Origin of the sequence: Amazonocrinis nigriterrae CENA67, assembly GCF_016056305.1 — a bacterium.
GTDB classification, from domain to species: domain Bacteria; phylum Cyanobacteriota; class Cyanobacteriia; order Cyanobacteriales; family Nostocaceae; genus Amazonocrinis; species Amazonocrinis nigriterrae.
Map to the genome: position 1 here is coordinate 147,956 of NZ_JAECZC010000108.1, position 25,201 is coordinate 173,156.

Here is a 25,201-nt window from a genome sequence, read left to right on the forward strand (position 1 = left end):
CAAAGGTAGACGCGAAGAAGAACACGAAAAGAATTACTTTTACATTGGTTGTTTTTGTAAACTCTTGATGTAATTTAGATTCCTATTAAATTCAAAATAGTACAATGGGGAAAAATCAGGTATTTTTAGGCTGAAGTAACTAGCTGTAGTAGCCTATAGGTATGAAAATATTGGCTAAAGTCAGGTTAATAGGGCTAGTCAATTCAGTAATCAGATGTTAAGTGCTTTTTAGCAGCTTTGTATACAGATGTTATTTTTATAACTTGAGATAGATGCGTATTATTAGCTTTTGTAGGTGCTGTTTTATGCTTTTGGAATTCTCCCATTTTACTTTAGGATATTGTTAGAAGTTATTTTTGCTTCCTCAACATCCATGAATTCAACATCAGCCTTTACCTGGGAAAAAGCTAAACAGGTTGTAGAGCAAATTGTATTCAATAATATTGGAGAACACCCTAAAGATATTGAAATGAAAGTGCTTCGAGGCTCCTGGGAGGGTCTGACCTATGAAAAGATGGCTGAGCAGTCCCATCTTTCTGTCAACTATCTCAGGGGAGATATCGGCCCTCAGCTATGGCAAAAGCTTTCAGAGGCACTAGGGGAAGAGGTAACAAAGAGTAATTTTAAAGGAGCGCTAGAGAGAGCTTGGGGAAGACAACTATTTCCACATATTGATAGCAACCTCAAGCAGCTACAATCCCCGTTAGCAGAGCTACCATTTCCAGAAGGATCAGTTCCTTTGGATTCTCCTTTTTACATAGAGCGAGATAATATAGAGTCTATTTGTTACGAAACAGTTGTTAAATCCGCTTCTCTAATTCGCATTAAAGCACCGAAGCTGATGGGCAAAACTTCATTAATGACTAGGGTTTTATCTTATGCTGCATCCCAGAATTATCAAACGGTATATTTAGATTTAAGTAGTGTAGAGCGAGGAATTTTAACGAATTTGGATAAGTTTCTGCGCTGGTTGTGTTTAATGGTTGGTCGGAAGTTAAAGTTAGAAAACCGATTAAAAGATTATTGGGATACAGAGATTTTAGGTAGCAATGATAACTGCACAGTTTATTTTGAGGAGTATTTATTGCCAGAAATAGACTGTCCTTTGGTTTTAGGGTTAGATGAAGTAGATCGGATTTTTCCCTATAACCAAGTTGTCGAAGACTTTTTAGGAATGCTGCGAAGCTGGCATGAAAAAGGGAAAATTTCTGAGCAATGGAAACAACTCAGGCTGGTGATGGCACATTCTACCGAAGTTTATATTCCCTTAGACATGAACCAATCTCCCTTTAATGCGGGACTACCAGTGATGTTGCAGGAATTTGACCACAAGCAGGTGACAGATTTAGCTCACCTTCATGGATTGAATTGGAATGATACTCAGGTAAGGGAGTTAATGAATATAGTTGGAGGGCATCCTTATCTGGTGCGGTTAGCAATGTACGAAGTTTACACTCAAAAGGCAACGCTAAAGCAGCTATTACAAGATGCTTCGACAGAAGCGGGAATTTACAGCAACCATTTGCGACGGTACTTAGAGACGCTGCACTCGGAAGAGGCCCAAGGTTTAAAGGAAGCGTTAACAAAGGTAGTTACTTCACCTGAGCCAGTGGAATTAGATTCAATGCAAATTTATAAGTTGCACAGTATGGGATTAGTGCAACGAAAGGACAATCAGGTAATGCCTAGGTGCAATTTGTATCGTGAGTATTTCCGCAGAGTGTTATAAGCTAATGTCTGTCAAAGTTGCATAGTCATATCATGTCCGCGCTTATTAAGTAAGTCGGTGGAAATAAACCAAACTATGTTACGAAACGTATGTTTCAAGGTTTTTAGCAATGAACATTGTCCTAACCTATGTGACCAATACGGTTCGGATAAGAAATTTACTCGTGAAGGCAAGCAGGGGAGCAGGGGAACTCGGGGCCCCCACGACCGAAGGGAGTGGGGATTAGGGGCACAGGGGAGCAGAGGGGAAAGACTTGCAGTAAGTCTTTCCCCTCTGCTGTCTCAACGAAGAGATGTCTTAACCGAACGGTATTGCCTATGTGACTACGGCTATAATAGACAGCTTTTGAGTAGGGGTGCAGAAGCGAAATACTCCGTCCGCATTAGCGGACGGAGTTTCTGTACTCAATTGTGAGTGCCTTAGTTTGCACTTTCGGGGGCTTTGGAGGATCTGCTAACGATAATCCTGTCGCTGAATATCTCGTAAACGAGCCGCATCACGCATACCATATTCAGCACGACAAAAACGATTTAATTGCATTTCAAAAAATTCCCGATTAGCTTGTAAATGCCTGGGATTTTGGTCTTCTAAAGGATATAACAGTGCAGTTCGTAAAGCTTGAATTACCGCAGAGGTGACATTGTACATTGACCGTTGGAAAGTAATTCCCAACTGAATCAACATATCATCTTCACCCCGGCAATGTTTTTGATAATACTCAACAAGATATTCTGGCAAGAAATGCAACATATCTTGCATTAATAGTGTTGGTGGAATGCCTGCTGTACCAACAGGAAATACATCGGCATAGAGAATACCATAGTGGAAATCTTCTTGCTGATCAGGTACTTGACCTGCCTGAGCATTGTAAGATTTTGTACCACGGAAAGGAGCAGTACGATAAAACACAGCTTCGACGTAGGGTAATGCTGCTTCGTAAAGCCAGGTAAAGCCTTTAGATTTGGGGATAATTTCGTAGCATTCGCCGCGAATATAGACATGGTGGTAAATGGGACGCCCTGCCATAGCAAAAATTGCATTCACCAAAAATTGCATCGCATCGGGGACGCCTTTAAAGCCGCCTTCATCATAGATGTCTGACATCTCAAAGAAAACCGGGGCCATAACTTCCCAGAACAAGCCCAAATTCGAGTAGTAAGACATCTGGCGGCATTGTTCTAAAAACATATCTGGAAACAGCTTGTAGAGTCCCAGCATTAGGGGATTGCCTTGGAAGTATGCCTTAATTGCCCTGTCTGCATTGGCTTTGTACTCTTCGCTATCCAAATAAGCATCAAATTGATTCACTGGTGCGTACATGTGACGATGCCAAAGCATAGCCCGCATACAAGCTTCGGCAAATTCCATATTGATGCGATCGTGAAACAAGTGATGCAGTAGCTTTGGCATTTTGAAAGTTTCACCCTTTTCCATAAATGCCAAAAGTTCGGGGTGGGCAGTTGCTTCACCACGCCAAATTCGTAAATCGGCATCATCACCTGCATAGTGATTGTGACGCTCTAAATATTCTTTGGGCAAGAAATATTTAAAGAAAGGCAACGGTTCTAAAAATACACGTTCGGCAATATAAAGCAAGTCGCGCCAATAAAAATCCATCGGCACTGCATAAGCTTTATATATGCCGATAATTTGCATGAGGTTTTCTGGCGTATCCGGTAACATGGAACCGCCAGCTTCCAAACGATGAATTACTTCTGCGAATTCATGATTAGAAGAAGGTAATTTAGTTAGGGGTTTATCTGGAGTTTGTACCATATTTCTTTTGGGAAATTGGGATATTGGGAATTGGGAATTGGGAATGGGAATTGGGAATTGGGAATTGGGAATTGGGAATTGGGAATTGGGAATTGGGAATGGGAATTGGGAATTGGGAAGAGATATTTTTATGTTCTGGTTATGTGATTTATCACATAACTGTCCAGCTTGAAAATAAGGCGCAAGACAGAAAGAAGATTCTAAATTCTCCCCTTCTGCCCATCTCCCCCTCATTCTTTGAGGGCTACTTGGGGAGTTACAGCTTTTTCGATGGGAGGAACGGCTGCAACGATCGCTGTAGTTGTGGGTTCTGTCCAACGCACTAACCAAGTAGGTTGTACTCCCAAGAAGATGATTAGGCCTGCCAAGATGAGGGCTGGCATTTTTTCATACCATTGAACTTGTGGATAGTAAGCAAGTTTGCTGTCAAGTCTGCCGAAACAGGTGCGGTTGAGAAGGATGACAAAGTAGACGGCAGTTAAGCCGGTTGCGACTACGCACAATAAAGTGGGGATAGGAAAAACAGAGAAGCTGCCTTGGAAAACAATAAATTCAGCGATAAATCCTGTCATACCGGGAATGCCCGCGCTAGCCATACCGCCTAAAACAAGTAGGGCGCTGGTGAGGGGTAAACCACGTATGGGACTCATCAAGCCATTGAGTTTATCTAATTCGCGGGTTCCCACCTTGGTTTCTACAACTCCCACCAAATGGAAGAGGATGGCGAGGATAATACCGTGGCTAAACATTTGGGCAACTGCACCGACGAGTGCTAAGGGGGTGCTGGCGGCAGTGGCGAGGAGGATGTAACCCATGTGTCCAATAGAACTGTAGGCTACCATGCGCTTGATGTCTTTTTGAGCGATCGCTACTACAGCTCCATACATAGCACTGACTGCTCCCCAAATTGCCAAAGATGGGGCAAGAATACTCCAAGCTTCGGGAAACAATGCCATGCCAAACCGCAAAATGCCGTAGGTTCCTAGCTTTGCTAACACACCACCAAGCAGAACTGCGATCGGGGCGGAAGCTTCAACATAAGCGTCTGGCAACCAAGTATGTAAGGGAACCAAAGGAATTTTAATCCCAAAACCTAGGATGATTCCGACTAAGAGAAGAATTTGCAGTGCTGTTGATAAGCCTTGGGTAGAAATTGCATCATAATTAAAGCTGGAGGAACCAGTTAGCCAGACTACACCTAAGAATGTTGCCAGAATCAAAGCTCCGGAAACAGCGGTGTATATGAGGAATTTCATCCCCGCGTAGCCTCGTTTTGCACCACCCCAAATGGAAATCAGCAGATAAAAGGGGATTAATTCGAGTTCGTAGAACAGGAAAAACAGCAGTAAATTCTCTGCTAAAAATGCCCCTGCAACTCCACCACTCACGAATAAAATTAAGGAATAAAAAAGCCGGGGGCGTTCAATGTACTGATTGCTGCTGTAGATAGCAATCCAGGTGAGCAAACTATTTAAAATCAGCATTAAGATGGAAATTCCATCAACCCCAAGTTGATAACTCAAACCAAGAGTTTCATTCCAAGGTAGATACTCTTGTAATTGCATCCCTGGATTGTTAATGTCAAATTTCAAGAGTAGGAAAAGATTCCACAGAAGAATTATTCCAGAAAGGGTTAATGCTCCTAAACGAACGCGATTGGCAGGAATACTGAGAGGCAGGACTGCAATCACAGCCGCAGTCAAAATTGGGAGCCAAATCAAAACACTGAGCATAGTGATTTTAAGTTTAATTAATGGGTAACTTTAAAGTTTGTAGTGTTCTGTTTGAGATTCATCGAATGCTAAGCAACTATTGTGACACGACCAGTATCTAAATCATAATACCCACCAGCAATAATGAGTTTTTTATCAGAAACTAACTGCGAGAGAATAGGGGATGTTTTCAATTTTCTTATTTGTGACAAAATGTTGGCTTTACAAGCATTTTCCAATTTATCTCCAGGTTGATTTAAGGATGATTCTATACCGGGTTGAATAGCAGCCACTAAGGTAGCAATTTGACCAGGGACTTGGGCACCTTTGACTGTGGCTTCTACTGCACCACATCTTTTATGTCCCACCACCATAATTACTTTTGAGCCTAATACTAAACTGCCAAATTCTAAACTGCCGGTTTCTTCTGGCGTGGCAATATTACCAGCCACACGACATACAAATAAATCCCCAAATCCTTGGTCAAAAATAATCTCTGAGGGAACCCGTGAATCTGCACAACCGAGAATAGAAGCAAAGGGTTTTTGACCTTTAGCAACTTCTATGAGACGTGTAAAAGTTTGGTTGGGATTTTTTCGTTGTCTTTTAACAAATCGGCTATTTCCTTCTATTAGTTGTTGCAGTGCTTGTTCAGGAGTCAGATCTTCTTTAGCAACTGCTTTTTGGGGAAAAACTAACTCAGAACTTACTCCTGCTGTTACTATGCCTGTACCTACTACTCCTGCACCTAATCTCAGTAAGTTTCTTCTGGAAACATTTCTTTTCATTGTATTCTCCTCACACTGGAAAAATCGGCAGACACATTGTTAATTGTTGAACTATTAACAATGAGCTATGAGCCAAACTAAAATATCAAGTCTAAGAATTGATTTCCCCAGTATGGCCAAGTAACAAATATTCCCAGAACGCTAACTCCTAGTAGAACAGTGAAAGCATAAAACTGAGTTTGTCCAGAGGTACTATATTTGAGACTTTCACCGCTACCAATGGAAGCCAAACCAACCATATTCACAATGCCATCGACTACAAAGCGGTCAATAAGATCGACCAATTTAGAAAGCAGGTCAACACTCAAAACTATGCTCATCCGATAAAGTTTTGGGGTGTAAAAATCGTAGGCAATTAAGTCTTGCAGAGGTTGCCAAGGCAGGCGAATCGGTTTAGGAACGATATTACTCAGATAAATGATGCTGCTAATGCTGCAACCAAAAATAGTTGACCAAACTAGTAATAAGGCAACATCTTTATTGAGATCTGCCCAACTCGGTAGAAGTGATAAGCTTTGTAACACTAAAGGCAGATGTAGAACAAAACCCAGCAAAATAATCATTGGTAGAGCCATAGGAGCGTGAACTTCTGGCGATCGCTCGCTCATTTGCTTGGGTTTACCACCAAAAATCAGACAGAATTCTCTTGTTAAACTGAAGGCTGTTAAAGCATTGACCGCTATTACTACTCCTACCAGCCAAGGTTTAATTTCCCACAGCCCGGAAGCTAATTTCAACAATGCCCAAAAGCTTCCCAAGGGAGGAAAACCAATTAATCCCAAAGTCCCGACAATATAAGCTAGTCCCGACATCGGACGGCGTGACCACAGTCCACCTAACTGGCTGACGTTTTGGGTGATGCTGTTCCAGATGATTCCGCCAGTACTCATTACCAACAAGGCTGAGGCGAGGGCGTGGGTAAGTACCAACAACAGTGCGGCTTCATCTTGCTGTGTACCTACGGCAATGAACACCAAACCCATGTAGGCACTAACAGAATAGGATAGGCAGCGTTTGATGTCAATTTGAGCGATCGCAATTATGGAAGCACCCACTGCCGTTACTGTACCAATAGCTACCATTGCGGATGTCACTATGGGCGACAGACTCAAAACAGGTTGTAATTTAATTAATACCCAAGCACCACTGGCAACTACTACTGAGTTCCGTAAAATGGTACTGGGAACAGGCCCTTCCATCGCTTCATCTAACCACAGATGCAAAGGAAATTGAGCGCATTTACCCATTGGCCCCGCCACCAGTGCCAAACCAACAAGTGCCAAAAGTGTCTGGTTGACATCGGCAGTAACTGCCCAATTACCTAATTCTGTGTAATTCCAGGTTCCAGCTAAGGGCCAAATTGCCAGCACTCCCATCAGCAGGAATAAATCTCCCACCCGCTTAGTTAAGAAAGCATCTCTAGCACCGGTGACAACCATCGGCTGACTGAACCACAACCCAACTAATAGGTAGGTTCCCAAAGTCAGCATTTCCAGAATCACATAGCTGAAGAATAGATTATTACAAAGGGCTAGGGCACAAAGTCCCGCTTCAAATAAGCCTAATAGAGAATAGAAGCGTCCCCAACCCCAATCCATCTCCATGTAGCCAATGGCGTAAATCTGTGCTAGCAAATTTAAGCCAGCAATCACTACCATTGCACCTACACTCACTGAAGAAATTTCTAAATCAATGGAGAGGTTTAAACCAGCAGTACTCAACCAAGGTATAGATACATCATGGGGTGGTTGATTCCAACTTACCAAAAATGCCAAAGTCGCATGGACAAATGCTAAAAATGTCATGATTAAATTGACATAACCCGCAGGTCTTGGCCCCGTGCGTCGAATAATTCCCGGCGACCAAGGTAAGGCTAAAAGCCCACCAATCAAAGCGTATAAAGGCACTAGCCAAACCGTTTCAAGCAAAAATTGAGCCATGAACTTACCTCAAAAAAATTTGCAGCAAAACAAAGCGCAGTTGTAAAAATACAAGCGTTCCTTTTAGGTAATCTCAGTATGGAAACTAAGACAAATTAATTTTTGCTTAATCTTGTTAGAAATAGATTAGCTTTATATGTGTCAAAAGGAAATAAGCTTATTAGATAATTAAGCGATATTAACTCTAATAAATTCTTATGTATTATTATTCAATGGTAAATATTAGTTGCAGTCTATGATTATTATTTAGCTCAAGCAATAGTATCTATTGATTTAAATATATGGATTATTGGAGCGATCGCGCCTAGAAAGCACTAACGGATAACCAAGATGGAGCTACCCCCCCCCCACAGCAGCATGATAACAGGCTACTTGTCAATAGTAGATCTATTTGTACTTTTGTCAACACAGCACTAGATTCAAGATCAATACGGTTCGGATAAGCATTTTAAACTCACAATAGGGTTTGGGGAAAAGGTTACTGGGCTTGGGTTAAAAATTTTTCTTCCCCTTTTCCCTTTCCCCTTTCCCCTTTAACCGAACCGTATTGGATTCAAGATGGGCTAAATTGCTGAAAAATTTCAGTTTGATGCTACCATTTTCACCACCAATGGGTAGTATAAATAATAACTATCTGCTTATTTAGTAGCGCTTAGAGTCTGCTGATGATTGAAATCCTAGCTACACTCTCTGCTTCTGCGGCAGCAGGAATGAGAATAGGCATACCACTATTGATCATTGGACTGTTGCATGGCAGTAACTTGTGGTCGGAAGTTCCAATTTTATCTCACATTTCTTCGCCAGTCTTGTTAGGCTGCCTCACTAGTTGGTCATTAGTTGAATTGCTTGCCTCAAAAAAGCTATGGGGACAAAGACTGGTGCAACTAGTTCAGTTATTATTGTCTCCGCTCGTAGGAGCAATTATGGGGTTAGCAGTCGCTGAAGCTACAGCAGCACCGGACTGGCTAATTGCTCTAATTGGGGGTTTGTTAGCTTTAGTACTTCAGCTAGTGCAAATTGGTTGGTTCTATCGCTTGCGTGGCTTGCCATTGTGGGCAGTTTTTCTTCAAGACACTTTGTGCATTGCTCTGGTGCTTTTCGCCTTTGGTGCCCCCAGACAAGGAGGATTAATTGCTTTAATCTTGCTCTGGTTTGCAGTGCGTAGCGCTAAGCAATGGTATGACTGGTATTGGAAGAAAAGTTAGGAGTTAAGAGTGAACAGTTAGAAATAAAACTCCTAACTCCTAACTCCTAACTCCTAACTCCTTTGATTTATTGCAAAAGACCTATCATGTGCAACAGACCGCGGCCGGTAATTAGCTCGATGATGAGGGCAATAAAGCCCAGCATGGCAATACGACCATTCCAGACTTCAGCGCTAGTAGTCATCCCCCACTCCCAATTTTCTTGGGGGTACATTTTGACTTTTTTCTTCATCTGGGTAACTTGGGAAAGTTTGAGACTGGGCTTTTTGAGCGCATCAATCACTAGGTCTGCCAGTGCTTTAATAAACACCGGATGGGTGTTGGGAGCAGGTACGCGACGAAAGTTTTCAATTCCTGATTCTTCAGCTATTTCTCGATACTCAATATCAATTTCTTGTAATGTCTCTATATGTTCTGAGACAAAACTGATAGGTACGACGACTAAATCTTTAACGCCTTGTGCCCCTAGTTGTTTGAGCGCATCTTCAGTATAAGGTTGAAGCCATTCTACTGGGCCGACGCGACTTTGGTAAGCTAAGGTATAGGAATTTGGGCGATTGAGGGTTTGCATAATCAAAGCAGTACAATCCTCAATTTCTTGCTGGTAGGGGTCGCCAGCTTCTTCAACATAGCTTTTGGGAACACCGTGAGCGCTGAAGAAGACATGAACTTCATTAGGATTAGAAAATTGGTCGAGTTCCTGGGCGATGAGTTCTGCCATTGACTGAAGGTAGCTTGGTTGTTTGTACCACGAGGGAATGACAGTGTATTCAATGCGTTGAAGTTTTGGGTCTTCTTGCCAAAGTCTTTCTAAAAGCCGGAAACTAGAACCACTAGTACTAATGGAAAATTGAGGATACAGTGGTAGTATCACCAAGCGCTCGATGTTATCTTGGGTAAGTTGAGCGATCGCTTCTTCTGTGTAGGGATGCCAATAACGCATTCCCAGGTAAATATTAGCCTCCTGCCCCAAATAATCCAACTGTTCCTTCAAGGCTTCGCCTTGAGCCTCAGTAATTCGCCGTAGTGGCGAACCGCCGCCGATTTGCTTGTAGTTTTCTTGAGATGTTTTGGTTCGCCGTGAGGCAATGAACCAAGCTAGGGGTTTTTGCAACCAGCGAAATGGTAGGCGAATAATTTCCGGATCAGAAAATAGGTTATACAAAAACGGCCCAACATCATCTAACTTGTCAGGTCCCCCCAGATTGAGTAATAAGACGCCTACACGACCCATAGCAGTTACTTTCCCCCAATCTTTTCAGAATTTTTTTACTAATGTTAACAATATATCTTTAATTAAATATAAAGGTTAATAGTCAGGAAAGATGTAATGGCAACAATTTTACGCGATTGGAGTTACCGCTATCAATGGCTATATGATGGCATATCACGTTTGGCGGCTGTTAGTGTAGGCGGTGAAGCCCGTTTTCGGCAACTTGCTTTGCAAGGCTTAACAATTTACTCAGATAATCAGGTATTAGATTTATGTTGCGGCAGTGGTCAATCAACGCAATTTTTAGTGAAATATTCACAAAATGTAACAGGATTGGATGCTTCCCCATTATCTTTGCGACGCGCACAGCAGAATGTCCCTGAAGCTAATTATGTGGAAGCTTTTGCTGAAAATATGCCCTTTGCAGATAATTTGTTTGATGTAGTGCATACCAGCGCCGCACTGCATGAAATGCAGCCTGAGCAATTACGAAAAATTATTAGTGAGGTTTATCGGGTGCTGAAACCAGGAGGAGTGTTTACACTGGTGGATTTTCACGCACCTACTAATGCGATATTTTGGCCTGGGGTGTCACTGTTTTTATTGTTGTTTGAGACGGAAACGGCTTGGCAGTTGCTGAAAACTGATTTGGCTGGGTTGTTAACTACAGCTGGGTTTGATGTAGGTAAGCCCAGTTTGTATGCAGGTGGTAGTTTGCAAGTAATACAGGCGATAAAATAAACTGCGAGGCATCTTGAGTAGGGGTGTAGGGAAGAGGTTTGAAGCTTTTGTAGAAAATTAAGTTGCCATTGAATACTTCTTGTTACATTAGCCTCAGTAGTTGTCATCAACTGCCTACAACAGAACGGATGAAAACTCTCTGTGTCTTTGTGTCTTTTGTGAGGCAGCCCCCGTCTTGGGCGCCACATCCTCCACTTGGTGAGGGAGTTGCCGTCTTGGCGCCGCAGCGTCGTTAGCGCAAGCGTTGCGCGAGTCTTCTCCCAAGGGGAGACGCTACGCTTTCCGAGCGTCTGGGGGACTGCCGATCTCAAGAGCGGTAGCGAGCTTGCGAGCGTCACCCGAAGGGTGATTGAACTTTTTACCACTAAGGCACTAAGACGAGGGCAGTTGCGTGGTGAGGCAGCGCGCACAAAGGGGGTCTCCCCCATGAGTGACTGCCGAAAGGCTTTGCCGACTTGAGCAAACTGCCCGTACAAAGTATTTTCAAGACAGGCAACCTGGGCATCATCATTTCCAATAAAATAAAACCCCAGACTTAATAAAATCTGGGGATTTTCCTCTTGAACCACCTTTTTATTTGTAACTTAAAAATAATTGATGCAACATCAAGAGAATAGACATAATTTTCTTAATTTTGTCTATTATTTTGGTTATATAAATTACTTGATATGATTGGTTGAAACAAATTTAAACGCTTTGATTTTTATCATTGCTATGTAAAAAGTTTGAAGTCTATAAAAATCTACTATTTTGAAGGTAATTTTAGTAGATTTATAACTAGACATAACTCCTTTATTTAAGTCTAACAATTTACTTTCAAGATATTGAATTTGAAAATTTTATGACTAAAAATAAAGATAGCCTCTAACAAATAGTAGGGGTTCTTTGTAATAACCTAACCTTATCCAATGTCTGTAGTCCGCGCCAGCGGACTTTTATTTATGGTTTTATCAGGAATTATGTCTAATTTTTTCTTGAAAAGGCTTGAACTTTTTCTATAAATAGAGAAAATAAAAATACTACCTGATTATTGCCCAATCAGGTAGCAATAAGCCCTTATAGTATGTCCGCTTTAGCGGACTTTATTAATCACATTACAAAGCATAGGGCGAAACTTTTCTTCTGTAAAGCAGAGAAGATTTTGCAGATTTTTGGATGAACAGATGATTTATCCTAGTTAGGGTAGGTAACAGTGTAGGGTTGATAACATGGAGGACACCCTCACTAGTGAATACCATATCTGCAAGATTTACAGGAGATGAGACTATGAGTAATCTAGGCAAGAAAAGATTGGACACAGCCGTAGCGATCGCAACATATGCCATTGGTAGCGGTACTGCCTCAGCCGTTCCAACCCCAGGTGTAGAAATTCCTAAACAATTACTAGTCACAGCTTCTGATATTTTAATGTATACCAATATTTGGAAAATCTATTTTGAGGAGGATTTATCCAAGAAGGAATTATTAGAAATACTGGCACAATTAGGTTTAGTAACAATTGGTGCAACAGGAACAGCTTATGTAGTTACCAAAGCAAGTACAGCAATCTTGAAGGAAATTACTAACTGGACTGGGCCATTGGGATGGGGTGTAACAGCTGCGATCGCAGGTTCGCTAAGTGGTTTATTTGGACTTGCTTGGGGGCTATATTGCGATAATCTTTATTCTCAAAGACAGTCCAAGTCAGCTTAATTCTATCTCAATACTCAATTTGTACAACAGTTGGAGTGAAGATGCAAACAAAAGGAAGTTTGAGGTATTGAATTTGACTATTTTCGCAGATGGAGATGGGTATTGACAGTTTGGGCACAAAACTGAAAATATGCAATTTAGATGCACAAAATATAAAGTTGTGCAATTAACCCATATTTTTCAAAATGTGTGAAAACAGACACAATTTTTTACCGCTTGTTCCAAAGCTTCCCCAGCATCTTCTTTGAACTGATACATCAACCACCAGAAACAGCAAATACCTATCAATTTTCATCAGTTGAAGTTAAACAACTCGCCTTCCGAATTGATGGTGTGTTTCTCCCTAGGAACAATGCACCATCACCACCCATTTATTTTGTTGAAGTCCAATTCCAAGTTGACAAAAAGTTCTATTCACGCTTTTTTACAGAAATCTTCCTTTATTTGGATAAAACCGAATTGGCTAATAATTGGCAGGGAGTTGTCGTTTATCCCAGCAGGAGTATCGATACAGCAGATACAGAAAGATATATTGAATTGCTGACAAGTCAGCGGGTAAGCCGTATTTATCTCGATGAACTAGACTCAGAGGGAGAACAGTCTATTGGCATTGAGACAGTCAAGTTAGTAATTGAACCAGAATCAACTGTTGGTACAAAAGCCAAGGAATTGATCAAAGCCACTAGGCAACAAATAACTGATGAAGTTACCCAGCGGGAACTTTTACAATTAATAGAGACGATAATTATTTATAAATTTCCTAAAGCAAGCCGGGAGGAGATTGAGCAAATGTTGGGCTTAAGTGAGTTAAAACAAACTAGAGTTTATCAAGAAGCTAAGTTAGAAGGCAAGATTGAAGGCAAGATTGAAGGCAAGATTGAAGGCAAGATTGAGGGCAAGATTGAGGGCAAGATTGAAGGCAAATTAGAGGCAGTACCTTTTATGCTGAGCTTAGGTGCAACTGTGGAAGAGATAGCAGAAGCATTAGGTTTAGATATAGAACAAGTCAGACTTGTAGCCCAAAGCACTCAGTCAAATCAGGAACAAGATCAAGATTGATACTTTGCACACAACCTCTTAGAGATTGAGCGTCAAGATTGTGTTATTTTCCCAAAACAAGCGGCTTGCTGTTTTGGAAAAATTGCTGGGAGAAAAACAAGAGGAGATTGAGCAAATGTTGGGCTTAAGTGAGTTAAAACAAACTAGAGTTTATCAAGAAGCTAAGTTAGAAGGCAAGATTGAGGGCAAGATTGAAGGCAAGATTGAGGGCAAGATTGAGGGCAAATTAGAGGCAGTACCTTTTATAATGAGCTTGGGTGCAACTGTGGAACAGATAGCACAAGCATTAGGTTTAGATATAGAGCAAGTAAGACTTGTAGCCCAAAGCACTCAGCCAAATTAGGCAAAAGGTTGTGATTCCGAGGCTATCGGCTGAATTGACTAGGATTATCAGACGCTTAAAACGTTAATAATGAATCACAGTAAGTCAGTAAGCGAAAATTGCCGTTGACGGTCTAGTTCTTGAAGCCGCAGTTTTTCAGCATAGAATGCTTGATAGTATGATTGCCATCTTTCTGGTGCTACATCTGGATCTGTTTCCTGCCATAATTCCAAAAAGTGGCGATAGCGCTTTTCACGGAATACGCGTTCCATACAAGCGATCGCAGCTTGAATCACTTGCGGAGTGCGAAGTATTTCTTTCTTACTTTTCTCATTGAGATGAAACAGATGGGAAACTAATCCTATATCCTCAGACAATTCCAAATATCTGTCTTGCAGACTTGAAATTAAATCAACTTGCTCATCTGTTGACTCTAAAATCTGCCGCCACAAAAATCGATGGTGAGAAAGGCTAAATTCTAAATCCCGTTCATCTAGGGCTACCATAATAGCTTGACGCTGTTCTGGACAATGCAAGTAAATTCGTAACAATAAAGCCTCTGCTAGTTCTAAAAGACTGCGATCGCCTTTGGCGTTGGCAAAGCCCTCGCCAGTGGGGACTGGGGACTGGGAATAGCTTCTACTACTCCACTCTCTTTTAGTTGGTAAAGGCTTAGAGTATGTAGCCGCAGCGGGAGCAATCTGAGTCAGTAAATTTTCTACTCGTAGAGGTATAAGTCTGGTATCCCCTAAGCTGAGTATTTCTGCACAATAAGAAACGTAATAGTTACGGGTATCACTATTAGCTATATTTTTCAGTAATTTAACTATCTGCTGAGTTACCTGTTGAAAATCAGTTGCTTGCTTTAAGTCGCGGTCTTTGGTAATTTTTTGAATCTGCCAGTCTAGCCAAAGTGGAGCATTTGCCAATAGTTGTTGATAGTCTTCTGGCGTATGAGTATGCAAGTATTCATCTGCATCTTTGCCATCGGGGAGGTTGAGAATTTTGAGTTGAACTTCACCTTTATATGCTAAATCGGCAATTTCCCCAATTGCTCGTTCAGCAGCATTTGTCCCTGCTTTATCAGCATCAAAATTGAGTACCAACTGTTTTGATTCAGTATAACGTAATACCAGTTTGACTTGATCTAAGCTGAGGGCAGTACCGAGGGAGGCGACAGCATTATTAATACCAGCAGCGTGGAGAGCGATCGCATCAAAATATCCTTCTACCACTACCGCTTGATCCTGCTGAGAAATTCCTCCTTTGGCTTGATCGAGAGCAAATAGGGTTTTACCTTTGCTAAAAAGTTCGGTTTCTGGTGAATTTAAATATTTAGGTTGCTCATCTGTGAGAGTTCTACCTCCAAAGCCGATGACGCGTCCTTGGACATCACGAATGGGAATCATCAAGCGATCGCGAAACACATCGTAATAACTGTTCCCTTCCTTGCGCGGTTTAATCAATCCTGCTTTTTCTACTAGTTGTACTGGATAGTGTTTATCTTCTACTAGATAGCGATAAAGGGTTTCCCAACCTGCGGGTGCATAACCTAAACCAAACTGCTGAATTGTTTCTTCCCCAAGTCGGCGGTTAGATCGCAAATACTCAATTGCTCTTTGTCCTTGGGATTGTCTGAGGGTATGTTGATAAAACTGTGCTGCGGATGCGAGAACTTCATATAATTGTTCCCGCAAAGACAGCTGACGCTGTAATTCTTGGCGTTGTTCGGGTTCAAGAGTTTGCACACGCACGCCTGCACGCCGCGCTAAATCCAACACCACCTCAGTAAAAGAGCGCTTTTCCAAGTCCATGAGGAACTTGATAGCATTTCCCCCAGCTTGACAGCCGAAGCAATAGTACATTTGCTTTGTCTGGCTGACTGTAAAACTAGGGCTTTTCTCATCATGAAAGGGACACAACCCCACAAAATCTTTTCCACGCTTGCGTAAAAGTACATGTTCTGATACGACATCTACAATATCAGCGCGTTGTTTAACTTCCTCAATTGTATCTGGGTGCAAGCGGGGAATTTGCATATTGGTCAGTTGTCAGTGGTCAGTGGTCAGTGGTCAGTTGTCAGTGGTCAGTGGTCAGTTGTTATTTTCCTCATCCCCACTCATCAGTCATCAGTCATCAGTCATCAGTCATCAGTTATGAACTTTAGAGAAATAACAAAGGACAAATGACAAAATACTTCTGATAGTTATTATATTGTTGTTGCCAAGCCACAAATCTATGTATAGAATTGCTGACGCTTAATTTTATAAGAGGAAATACTGTAGATGGGGCGTATATTTATTTCAGCGGCTCACGGAGGCAAAGAAGCAGGAAGAATTGACCCAGGTGCGATCGCAGGTGGTACAACCGAAGCCAGGGAGATGATTCTGCTACGGGATTTAATTGTAACGGAACTAAGGGCGCGGAGTTTTGAAATTTTAGCAGTTCCCGATGATTTGAGTGCGGCAGACACCATCGCTTGGATTAATTCTCGTGGCCGTAGCGGTGATGTCGCCCTGGAAATTCAAGCTGATGCGGCTAGTAGTCCTTCTGTGCGGGGGGCTAGCGTTTTCTACATTGCTAGCAACAGCGATCGCAAAAGTAATGCTGAATTGCTATTAGTAGGGTTACTACGCCGCGTACCCCAATTGCCAAATCGCGGAGTTAAGCCAGATACAGATAGTGGATTGGGTCGTTTAGCATTCTGTCGTCAAACAATATTACCTGCCTTGGTGATGCAAGTCGCATTTCTCAGCAGTCCAGAGGATCGTGCTTTGCTACAAACTCGCCGCCGGGATTTTGCTCTAGGAGTTGCTGATGGTTTGGCATCTTGGAGCCGTGTAATTGATCCAAATCCCCAAACCCCCCAAGAACCAAATTATCCGCCAATTAATATTAATATTAATGGGCAAAATTATCAAGAACAAGGAGTACTAATTAATGGTAATGCTTATATCCCCATTGATTTAGTTGATCGCTTGCGAATTGACCTGTCAACAGCACCCAATGTCCGCCGTATTACCTATCGTAAAATAGTCTATGTAAAAGCTGTTGAATTGGGGGATTTTAATGTTGCTATTTCCTGGGATGCTGGCACTCGCACTGTCACCTTACGATCCAATTTAGCAGTTTGTCCTGCTCAAATAGATCAGGTGATGTCAAATGGTAATACCTCGGAAGTGCAGTTGCAATTATTCCTCAGAAATAACAATGAAAATGCCTTAGTAAAATTTCCTGATCTCCCAAAACTCTATCGAGAAGAAGCCAATATAGAGGGGGTAAACTATGATATTGCCTTCTGCCAAATGTGTGTAGAAACTGGATTTTTACTTTTTGGTGGTGATATTAGACCTGAGCAAAATAACTTTGCAGGCTTAGGTGCAATTGGTGGTGGTTCAGAAGTAGCAACTTTTGAAAGTGCTAGAATTGGGGTGAGGGCACATATCCAACATCTCAAAGCTTACGCTAGTTTAGAACCTTTAGTGAGCGAAGTTGTAGATCCACGGTTTCGTTTTGTGACTCGTGGCATTGCACCATCAGTCTATCAGCTCTCAGGGCGCTGGTCAGCAGATTTAGATTATGGTACAAAAATTACAGCGATGGTTAAACGACTGTATAAATCAGCAGGACTGCTTTAAAATTCTAGGAGAGTGATAAAAAGTCCGCAGCGATCGCAAACAAGTGAAGTGTTCGCTGTTCAACTTTGCCAAAGGGTAGCGATCGCTCCAATCTTTGTGATTGCTTTACTTCGTTGTTTCACAAGCGCTTAATTACTCCCTTTTTGGTGTCAGCGCACCGATGCAACTTCTTTTCCTCTGCTCCTGTGGTCAAGAGATGCCTAAACGGTAATCTTTTTGCGTGCAAGGAGTAGTCCATTATTAATATTTAATTTTAGTGAATCTTTATTAAAGAATGCATGAAGTTGTCAAATTGGCAAGCCTTAAATAAATATATATAGTAAAATATGACAACGCTGTTTTTGTGTGTATTTACGGTTGACGTTTACTATTCAAAACAGTTATAGTAAAAAGTTTTATTTATTGACATTTTTCAGAAACTTGTTTAAGATTAAGAAGCGACCACTTAAGAGTCTGTCTTCTGGCAGCCATCTTATTGGAAAAAAACAGCTTAGCAGTTGAATCAGTAAATTCAACTGCTAAGTCGTATTAATGTATAATTTTTATTATTATTTTAATATAATACGTACAGCAAGAAACACTATTTATTGCTGATAAAAAACAGCATATAAGCTTAAATTATATTTTTTAGGAATGGCTACAGTTAAAGCGCGTTAGTTCTTCTAAGAAGTTAAAAACCTCACAAAAAATGAAAACTTTAGTAATAAAAATTACTCATTAAAAATACTAGATTAATTGCTGTAGTAGCTAGTTATTTCTGAAATCGAAACTGCAATAACTCCTAAATTACGCCTAAATTCAGAATTACATCATATTTGCTGCACTGAGCTTAAGCGTTAGCTTATAATGTATTCAACGTTGCTTCAAAAGCAACGCCGGAGTCAGCATTGAGAATTTTGAGAAAGACAGATTCTTAAGTGGTCGCGCCTTAATTGTCTTCCTTTTTCAAGTTCTCTTGCTGATATCCTTCACTGCTGAAAAAAAGGAAGACACAAGAATGTTTCCACGAAAGGTGATTTCTTCTAGAAAAGATAATCGTCTAGTTTATACTGTGTTTGTCAGTGTTGTTTTATCTACAGTACTGATTGTCACGGTATTGATGGGTAAGGAAATTACACTAAAATATGGAGATTTGAGAGTGGAAATTAATCACTCCCATATTTGTGAATTGCCTGATATCTCAGGAATTAAATAGTACCTAGTAGTACGCCAAAACTTGGCGGGGTAAAGGGGAAAGGGGAAAGGGGAAAGGTTTTTGTCTCTTACCCTTTTCCCTTTGACCTTTACCCAACCTCCACCTAACATTTTTGGGTTGGCAGACTACTAGTTTTGCTCTTAATATTTTTATAAAAATATTAAGAGTAAAACTGATGTGCTTTCAAAGCATGAACGAAGACTGATTCTGAAAGGAAAGGCGATTTATAGCCATTTTCAATCTAGTGAGGTACAGGTATGCAAATAGACCTAACCCCCTAACCCCCTTCCCGAAGCGGGAAGGGGGAACAATTCAAAGCCTCTCTCCTAAAAGGAGAGAGGTTTGGAGAGAGGTCAAAACTGTACTTCACGCTTACCGAGAAACGCTATAGTTGCACTGGTGCTAGTGCGATCGCAGCCAAGCTTTTGGCTCAAATCACACCCCAGCCAGAAGGACAAAGGAAAGCGGTTGTACTAGCACTACAATTTGACAACAAATCGATACATAAATTCTGCCCATGAGCGATCGCGTCAGTCTGACGCTTAAAAAAGCTTAAACTCGTAAATACTTTTATCGTAAAAGTATCCAACCTATTATGTATGACCTCAGCCAAACCGTTAAAATTACAATTTTTGATACAACTTTACGAGATGGAGAACTAGCCCTAGAACGCAAGTTAACAGTTGATCAAAAGATTCGCTTGGCAAAAATTCTTGACAAAATGGGAGTGGATGTCATTGAGGTTGGTTATCCAGGGGCATTTTCTAAAGACGCTGATGAAATTTTCATGGTGTCTAAGCAGGTAAAACATTCTACAATCTGCGGTTTGGCCAGTAGTAACCCAGAAGAAATTACTGCGGTGGCGGCGGCGATCAAAAAAGCAGTCAAAGGACGCATCAATTTGTTTACCCCAGTTCGCCTGAAGGCAAATACGGAAGCATCAGAGGTACTACAAATCATCAGCAGTAGTGTATCGTTGGCAAGAGACCACTGCCCAGACGTGGAATGGTCAGCCTTTGATGCCACACGTAGCCATCCTGATTTTTTATGCAAAGCGGTGGAAACAGCTATTAAAAGTGGTGCAACAACAATCAGTATTCCCGACAGTCTAGGGGTTGCACAGCCAAGTGAGTTTTCTGATCTAATTAATATGCTTATGCACCGAGTTCCTAATATTGAGCAGTCCACCCTTGCAGTCCACTGTCACGATGACTTGGGGTTCGCGGTTGAGAATTCACTGGTTGCATTGGAACTAGGAGCAAGACAAATTGAATGCTCTATTAATGGATTAGGGGCGCGTGCTGGTAACGCTGACTTGGGAAAGGTTGTGGAGGCGATCGCTAATCATCCTACCTACCACACTGCTATTGATCAATCATGGCTGCATCAAGCATCAGAGACACTGAGTCAATTGACAGCAGTTTCAACGTAACTTACCAGTTCCAATCCGATGAAAGATCATTTTGCTAGATTTAATGTTTGAAAAACTAAATATTAGGGTATCATAATAACTGTAAATTGCCGTAGACATTCCTTGTATGTATTATGCAAACTCTATCTACTGCATAAGTAGTCAGACAAGATTCAATATACATTTGGCAAAGGTGGCTTTAGCGGAATATATAGGTGTGAAGATTCCTACCCTACCCTGTCGTAAACTTCGTTGAGGAAGCGGGGATGCTTTGGGCAAAGGGTATATTTCGTTTCGTGAGTCCTAACTTACTGGCCTTACCTATGCGATGACATCAATAATTTTGCATACCCACTTAAAATTGCAAAAAAACCTGAAAAGCTTGGCATAAGTATTTAAAAGAAAGTTTGATAGGAAGTTAACAACAATACCCACAAAGCAATGGGGCTTTTGCTTCCAGCCTCTATTTATGGATAGACCACAATATGCAGATTTGACTGCTACCCCTAGCTTGAGAAAATTCTCACAGATATTCACCACAGCCTTGTAATCCATATGGCTCTCGCACCCGCAGTTTTCGCCAGTGTAGTGGCTCAGCAGTTGTCTCATATCTCCCACTCAGAGCATATTTTTGTGTTTGGATAAAGTCGCATTTTAAACATGCTACCTAAAAAGAATTACTGACAAAACCTGGTGCTGAACATAGGTAACAGAGGCAAAGTATGGAAATTGACAGCCAAAAAGGAGGAATAAAAATTGCTTACAGTGTATAGCAACGATGAACTACAGTTAACTGCTGACGTGCTGGTAGTTGGTGGTGGCCCTGCCGCTGCATGGGCTGCATGGACAGCTGCATCTCAAGGTGTCAAGGTAATTATTGTTGATAAAGGTTTTTTGGGTACGAGTGGTGCTGCTGCGGCTAGTGGCAACGGCATCATGGCTCCTTCTCCAGAGAATTGGGACAAAGTTTTATCAGAGCGTTATCGCTTAGGAAACAACCTTGCTAACTTACGTTGGATCGAGCGTGTAATCGAAAAAACTTGGCTCAGTTTGCCTTTAGTGGAAAATTGGGGCTATCGTTTCCCCAAGGAGAATGGGGAATCTGTGCGCCAGAGTTATTATGGCCCGGAATATATGCGGGTACTTCGCAAAAATCTCTTGCGTGTTGGTGTGCAGATTCTCGACCAAAGTCCTGCTCTAGAGCTTTTATTGGCTGATGACGGCTCAGTGGCAGGAGCAAGAGGTGTGCAGAGACAAAATCATCGTACCTATACTATTCGTGCTAGTGCAGTAGTCTTGGCCAATGGTGGTTGTGCATTCTTGAGTAAAGCATTAGGTTGCAATACCAACACAGGTGATGGACTATTGATGGCAGTGGAAGCCGGCGGTGAACTCTCCAGTATGGAAGCTTCAAATCACTACGCTATCTCCACCGCTTTTAATGCCACAGTCACACGAGGTGTTCCCTTTGGCTGGGCTAGTTACAGCGATGAAGCAGGTAATGATCTGGGTGGTTATATCAACGGTCGTCGCGATCCATCATTCCTTCCCAATGCCCTGATGAAAGGCCCCGTTTATGCTCGTTTGGATCGAGCCACTCCTGAAGTCAAGGCAGTGATTGAGAAGTCTCATTTCATTGCTTTTCTACCCTATAAAAAAGCTGGCATTGATCCCTATGCAGAACGAGTACCCGTAACACTAGTTTTAGAAGGTACGGTGCGTGGTACAGGTGGAATTAGGATTGTAAATGATAATTGCGGTACAAAAGTTCCTGGACTCTACGCCGCCGGTGATGCAGCATCGCGGGAGTTTTTAGCTGGTTTAGCTTCTGGAGGTGGCGGCCCCAATGCCGCCTGGGCAATCTCTACAGGACAATGGGCAGGGGAAGGAGCAGCAGCTTTTGCCAAGAGTTTGGGTTCTCATGCCCATGAAAGGATTGTGTGTCCTGCCGGAAGCGTGGGATTGCGATCGCAATCCCCCACTTCCGAAACATTCGATAGTGAGGCAATTGTGCGTGGTGTCCAAGCTGAGATGTTTCCGTTAGAGAAGAATTACTTGCGCTGTGAGCAGAGGCTTTTGAATTCCCTAGCCAAATTAGAAACACTGTGGCAGCAGCTACAAAAAACCCCGAAGCAAGATACAGTGCGCGATGTAGAATTTTCTCGTCGAGCCGCTGCTCTAGTGGCTGTAGCACGATGGGCATATTTTAGCGCATTACATCGTACTGAAACTCGTAGTGAACATATTCGTATAGACTATCCCCAAACCGATCCCAATCAGCTTTATTATCAAGCCACCGGCGGCTTAGATAGACTTTGGGTAAGGCGTGATTGGATTACAGATGCGATCGCGAAAGCACCAGTAATAACTACTCAAACCACACCCTCTGTATCAAAGTTGTAGTAGGAGCAGTATCATGATCGAGCTTGTCAGCCATCAACTCTGTATTAATTGCAATGTCTGTGTGCAAGTTTGTCCTACCAATGTTTTTGACTCCGTACCCAACCAACCACCCGTGATTGCCCGACAAGAAGATTGTCAAACTTGTTTTATGTGTGAGGCATATTGCCCTGCGGACGCACTCTATGTTGCACCTGAATCTCATACCAATGTTGCAGTCAATGAAGAAGATTTAATTGCTAGTGGCATCATGGGTGAATATCGTCGCATCTTGGGTTGGGGATATGGCAGAAAAAACAATAGTGAATTAGATACTGCTCATAAACTACGCCAACTGCCGCGTCCTTATCAAAGTTAATTGAGGTGTTGCATCGAGGTCGTATTCTCAAACGACACATCAAAGAATTTCATGACGATCGCCTCCATGTTCTAATATCTTAGGACTTACGCAACTGGCACAAAGATTTTCTGCAATGGCAGTCAATAGTCCAGAGTCAATAGTCAAAATGCATAATTTTTTGGACTATTGAACGCCAGTTCGTTCAAGTCGGGAAACCCGCCCACACGACTGGCTCCTTTTGACCAAGTACTGCCCAGACTAAAAAAATATGACAATGCGCGTAAGTCCTATATCTATTGCTTATCCATTAACTCACCTCATCCCGCATGAGTTTGCACGGGAGAGCGGCACATTTAGAATCATGATACGGAGGTTTCATGAGTAGCTCGAAGCAATTGAAACTAGGTGCGTTCATGCGCCCCGTTAGTATACATACTGGGGCTTGGCGCTATCCTGGAGCTTTGCCTGATGCTAATTTCAACTTTCCAGCGCTGAAACAATTCATCCAGAAACTAGAGCAGGGCAAGTTTGATGCATTCTTCATGGCCGACCATTTAGCAGTGCTGAATATGCCGATCAACGCACTCAAGCGCAGCCACACCGTTACCTCTTTTGAGCCTTTCACCCTACTTTCTGCCCTCGCCAGCGTCACCGAACACATTGGGCTGGTGGCCACGGCTTCCACAACCTATGACGCACCTTTCCACATCGCTCGCCGCTTCGCCTCTCTCGACCATATTAGTGGCGGTCGTGCTGGCTGGAATATTGTCACCACAGCTAATCCAGACGCAGCACTCAACTTTGGTTTAGAAGAAGAGATGGAGCATGACGAACGCTACAGGCGGGCTAGAGAATTTTATGATGTTGTCACGGGTCTTTGGGATTCCTTTGCTGATGATGCGTTTATTCGTGACGTGGAAGCAGGGATTTATTTCGACCCTGCAAAGCTTCACGTTCTGCATCATAAAGGGAAATATCTCTCCGTGCGGGGGCCATTGAACATTGCTAGACCTGTCCAGGGTTGGCCAGTTATCGTTCAAGCGGGTGCTTCCGAAGCTGGACGACAATTAGCCGCCGAAACCGCCGAGGCTGTGTTTGCACCGGCTGGAAATCTGGAGGCAGGTAAGGCTTTATTTGCAGACATTAAAGGACGGGCGCAGGCGATCGGACGTGATCCACAAAGCATCAAAATTCTTCCGGGAGCTTTGGTGATTGTGGGCGAAACTGTTGTCCAGGCGCGTGCCAAGCGTGAACATTTGGATAGCTTAGTACATTATGACAGTGGCATCGCCAGCCTCAATAGCGCTCTTGGCTATGATGTTTCTGGCTTCAATCCGGATGACTCCTTGCCAGAAATTCCCCAGACTAACACCGGACGTAGCTCTCGTGAGCGGGTGGTAGCCCTAGCGCAACGCGAGAAATTGACTATCCGCCAGTTAGCTCAACGTGTTGGTAGTTATGGCGGACTAGCCTTTGTCGGTACACCCAAAACCATCGCCGATGAGATGGAGCAATGGCTGCTCTCAGAAGGATCTGACGGCTTCAACATCATGTTCCCTTTTCTGCCTGAAGGGTTGAACGATTTTGTAGACAAGGTGATCCCAGAACTCCAACAGCGTGGGATCTTCCGCAAAGAGTATGAGGGCAAAACCCTACGCGAAAATCTGGGACTCACCCGCCCCGCTAACCGCTTCTTCCAGTCTGATCACTGATAGGACTTACGCAAAAATTGCTCCTGGGCTTAATTTATCGTAGACGCGACCCCCTCACCGCTTCGCGTCTACGATTTTTCGTTACCTGTGCGTAAGTTCTGAGAGTGTTTCGCTTGCAATTGATTTCTAATCAATCTGACACGATATATAGCAGGGGACTGGGTACTGGTGACTGGGTACTGGGTGAAAAATCTTTTTGTGTCTAAGTTTTATCATCTGTTGATGTCCTAACAACCAAGGCTTATGCTATAACTGCTGGCTTCATAACCCGCCTTGAACTTCAGTTCCTTGTGGGATATCAGTTTTGCGTTAAGTTGACACCAATGAA

General features: G+C 42.4%; 18 protein-coding genes. 12 read left to right on the plus strand and 6 right to left on the minus strand.

The features are described from left to right. The first annotated feature begins 373 nt into the window (after window positions 1-373). Window positions 374-1,729 (plus strand): AAA-like domain-containing protein, encoded by a 1,356-nt coding sequence (locus tag I8748_RS33335; protein WP_198128748.1) that lies wholly within the window; start codon window positions 374-376, stop codon window positions 1,727-1,729. Window positions 1,730-2,182: 453 nt separating this feature from the next. On the opposite strand, the gene I8748_RS33340 is transcribed toward I8748_RS33335, so the two are convergent. From I8748_RS33340 to I8748_RS33355, 4 genes are all read right to left on the minus strand, one after another. Next, a complete protein-coding gene (locus tag I8748_RS33340; protein WP_198128749.1) occupies window positions 2,183-3,505 on the minus strand; it encodes a CO2 hydration protein in 1,323 nt (440 codons plus the stop codon). A gap of 230 nt (window positions 3,506-3,735) precedes the next feature. Further along, window positions 3,736-5,238 (minus strand): NADH-quinone oxidoreductase subunit M, encoded by a 1,503-nt coding sequence (locus tag I8748_RS33345; protein ID WP_198128750.1) that lies wholly within the window; start codon window positions 5,236-5,238, stop codon window positions 3,736-3,738. Window positions 5,239-5,306: 68 nt separating this feature from the next. Continuing rightward, window positions 5,307-6,005 carry a carbonic anhydrase gene (locus I8748_RS33350; protein WP_198128751.1) on the minus strand — a complete coding sequence of 233 codons (699 nt, stop codon included), beginning with the start codon at window positions 6,003-6,005 and terminating at the stop codon, window positions 5,307-5,309. 77 nt (window positions 6,006-6,082) lie between these two features. Next, window positions 6,083-7,945, minus strand: coding sequence for an NAD(P)H-quinone oxidoreductase subunit F (locus I8748_RS33355; RefSeq protein ID WP_198128752.1), 1,863 nt, complete (start codon window positions 7,943-7,945; stop codon window positions 6,083-6,085). A 665-nt stretch (window positions 7,946-8,610) separates the two neighbouring features. Here I8748_RS33355 and I8748_RS33360 point away from each other — a divergent pair. After that, on the plus strand, window positions 8,611-9,150 hold the full coding sequence (locus tag I8748_RS33360; RefSeq protein ID WP_198128753.1) for a DUF4126 domain-containing protein: 540 nt from the start codon (window positions 8,611-8,613) through the stop codon (window positions 9,148-9,150). 67 nt (window positions 9,151-9,217) lie between these two features. On the opposite strand, the gene hemH is transcribed toward I8748_RS33360, so the two are convergent. Continuing rightward, a complete protein-coding gene (gene hemH / locus I8748_RS33365; protein WP_198128754.1) occupies window positions 9,218-10,384 on the minus strand; it encodes a ferrochelatase in 1,167 nt (388 codons plus the stop codon). 96 nt (window positions 10,385-10,480) lie between these two features. Here hemH and I8748_RS33370 point away from each other — a divergent pair, with 96 nt between their 5' ends. The 4 genes from I8748_RS33370 (at window position 10,481) to I8748_RS33385 (ending at window position 14,198) form a co-directional block, all read left to right on the plus strand. Next, window positions 10,481-11,104: a class I SAM-dependent methyltransferase gene (locus tag I8748_RS33370; protein ID WP_198128755.1), complete on the plus strand. Its 624-nt coding sequence runs from the start codon at window positions 10,481-10,483 to the stop codon at window positions 11,102-11,104. A 1,266-nt stretch (window positions 11,105-12,370) separates the two neighbouring features. Continuing rightward, window positions 12,371-12,796, plus strand: a complete 426-nt coding sequence (locus tag I8748_RS33375; RefSeq protein ID WP_198128756.1) for a hypothetical protein — start codon at window positions 12,371-12,373, stop codon at window positions 12,794-12,796. 189 nt (window positions 12,797-12,985) lie between these two features. Next, on the plus strand, window positions 12,986-13,855 hold the full coding sequence (locus tag I8748_RS33380) for an Rpn family recombination-promoting nuclease/putative transposase (RefSeq protein WP_198128757.1): 870 nt from the start codon (window positions 12,986-12,988) through the stop codon (window positions 13,853-13,855). A 40-nt stretch (window positions 13,856-13,895) separates the two neighbouring features. Then, on the plus strand, window positions 13,896-14,198 hold the full coding sequence (locus I8748_RS33385) for an RpnC/YadD family protein (RefSeq protein WP_318781315.1): 303 nt from the start codon (window positions 13,896-13,898) through the stop codon (window positions 14,196-14,198). Between the two features lie 74 nt (window positions 14,199-14,272). On the opposite strand, the gene dnaG is transcribed toward I8748_RS33385, so the two are convergent. Further along, window positions 14,273-16,216, minus strand: a complete 1,944-nt coding sequence (dnaG, locus tag I8748_RS33390; RefSeq protein ID WP_198128758.1) for a DNA primase — start codon at window positions 16,214-16,216, stop codon at window positions 14,273-14,275. Between the two features lie 246 nt (window positions 16,217-16,462). Between dnaG and tftA the strand changes: the two genes are divergently transcribed. The 6 genes from tftA (at window position 16,463) to I8748_RS33420 (ending at window position 24,873) form a co-directional block, all read left to right on the plus strand. Beyond that, window positions 16,463-17,815: a hormogonium tapered terminus morphoprotein TftA gene (tftA, locus tag I8748_RS33395; protein ID WP_198128759.1), complete on the plus strand. Its 1,353-nt coding sequence runs from the start codon at window positions 16,463-16,465 to the stop codon at window positions 17,813-17,815. A gap of 997 nt (window positions 17,816-18,812) precedes the next feature. Continuing rightward, entirely contained in the window at window positions 18,813-19,010 is a 198-nt protein-coding gene (locus I8748_RS33400) for a hypothetical protein (protein ID WP_198128760.1), read from the plus strand. A gap of 595 nt (window positions 19,011-19,605) precedes the next feature. Beyond that, entirely contained in the window at window positions 19,606-20,442 is an 837-nt protein-coding gene (locus tag I8748_RS33405) for a beta/alpha barrel domain-containing protein (protein WP_198128761.1), read from the plus strand. Between the two features lie 744 nt (window positions 20,443-21,186). Beyond that, window positions 21,187-22,824 (plus strand): FAD-binding protein, encoded by a 1,638-nt coding sequence (locus tag I8748_RS33410; RefSeq protein ID WP_318781316.1) that lies wholly within the window; start codon window positions 21,187-21,189, stop codon window positions 22,822-22,824. A gap of 13 nt (window positions 22,825-22,837) precedes the next feature. After that, entirely contained in the window at window positions 22,838-23,179 is a 342-nt protein-coding gene (locus tag I8748_RS33415; RefSeq protein WP_198128763.1) for a 4Fe-4S dicluster domain-containing protein, read from the plus strand. Between the two features lie 359 nt (window positions 23,180-23,538). Further along, the gene (locus I8748_RS33420; protein ID WP_198128764.1) at window positions 23,539-24,873 is read left to right on the plus strand and encodes an LLM class flavin-dependent oxidoreductase; all 1,335 of its coding nucleotides are present in this window, start codon (window positions 23,539-23,541) and stop codon (window positions 24,871-24,873) included. Window positions 24,874-25,201: the final 328 nt, after the last annotated feature.

Excerpts from the sequence above, each read along its gene's own strand:
- hemH (WP_198128754.1), bottom strand. The coding sequence starts at position 10,384 with ATGGGTCGTGTAGGCGTCTTATTACTCAATCTGGGGGGACCTGACAAG.
- dnaG (WP_198128758.1), bottom strand. The coding sequence starts at position 16,216 with ATGCAAATTCCCCGCTTGCACCCAGATACAATTGAGGAAGTTAAACAA.
- I8748_RS33360 (WP_198128753.1), top strand. The coding sequence starts at position 8,611 with ATGATTGAAATCCTAGCTACACTCTCTGCTTCTGCGGCAGCAGGAATG.
- I8748_RS33345 (WP_198128750.1), bottom strand. The coding sequence starts at position 5,238 with ATGCTCAGTGTTTTGATTTGGCTCCCAATTTTGACTGCGGCTGTGATT.
- I8748_RS33375 (WP_198128756.1), top strand. The coding sequence starts at position 12,371 with ATGAGTAATCTAGGCAAGAAAAGATTGGACACAGCCGTAGCGATCGCA.
- tftA (WP_198128759.1), top strand. The coding sequence starts at position 16,463 with ATGGGGCGTATATTTATTTCAGCGGCTCACGGAGGCAAAGAAGCAGGA.
- I8748_RS33405 (WP_198128761.1), top strand. The coding sequence starts at position 19,606 with ATGTATGACCTCAGCCAAACCGTTAAAATTACAATTTTTGATACAACT.
- I8748_RS33355 (WP_198128752.1), bottom strand. The coding sequence starts at position 7,945 with ATGGCTCAATTTTTGCTTGAAACGGTTTGGCTAGTGCCTTTATACGCT.
- I8748_RS33340 (WP_198128749.1), bottom strand. The coding sequence starts at position 3,505 with ATGGTACAAACTCCAGATAAACCCCTAACTAAATTACCTTCTTCTAAT.
- I8748_RS33415 (WP_198128763.1), top strand. The coding sequence starts at position 22,838 with ATGATCGAGCTTGTCAGCCATCAACTCTGTATTAATTGCAATGTCTGT.
- I8748_RS33350 (WP_198128751.1), bottom strand. The coding sequence starts at position 6,005 with ATGAAAAGAAATGTTTCCAGAAGAAACTTACTGAGATTAGGTGCAGGA.
- I8748_RS33400 (WP_198128760.1), top strand. The coding sequence starts at position 18,813 with ATGTTTCCACGAAAGGTGATTTCTTCTAGAAAAGATAATCGTCTAGTT.
- I8748_RS33420 (WP_198128764.1), top strand. The coding sequence starts at position 23,539 with ATGAGTAGCTCGAAGCAATTGAAACTAGGTGCGTTCATGCGCCCCGTT.
- I8748_RS33370 (WP_198128755.1), top strand. The coding sequence starts at position 10,481 with ATGGCAACAATTTTACGCGATTGGAGTTACCGCTATCAATGGCTATAT.
- I8748_RS33335 (WP_198128748.1), top strand. The coding sequence starts at position 374 with ATGAATTCAACATCAGCCTTTACCTGGGAAAAAGCTAAACAGGTTGTA.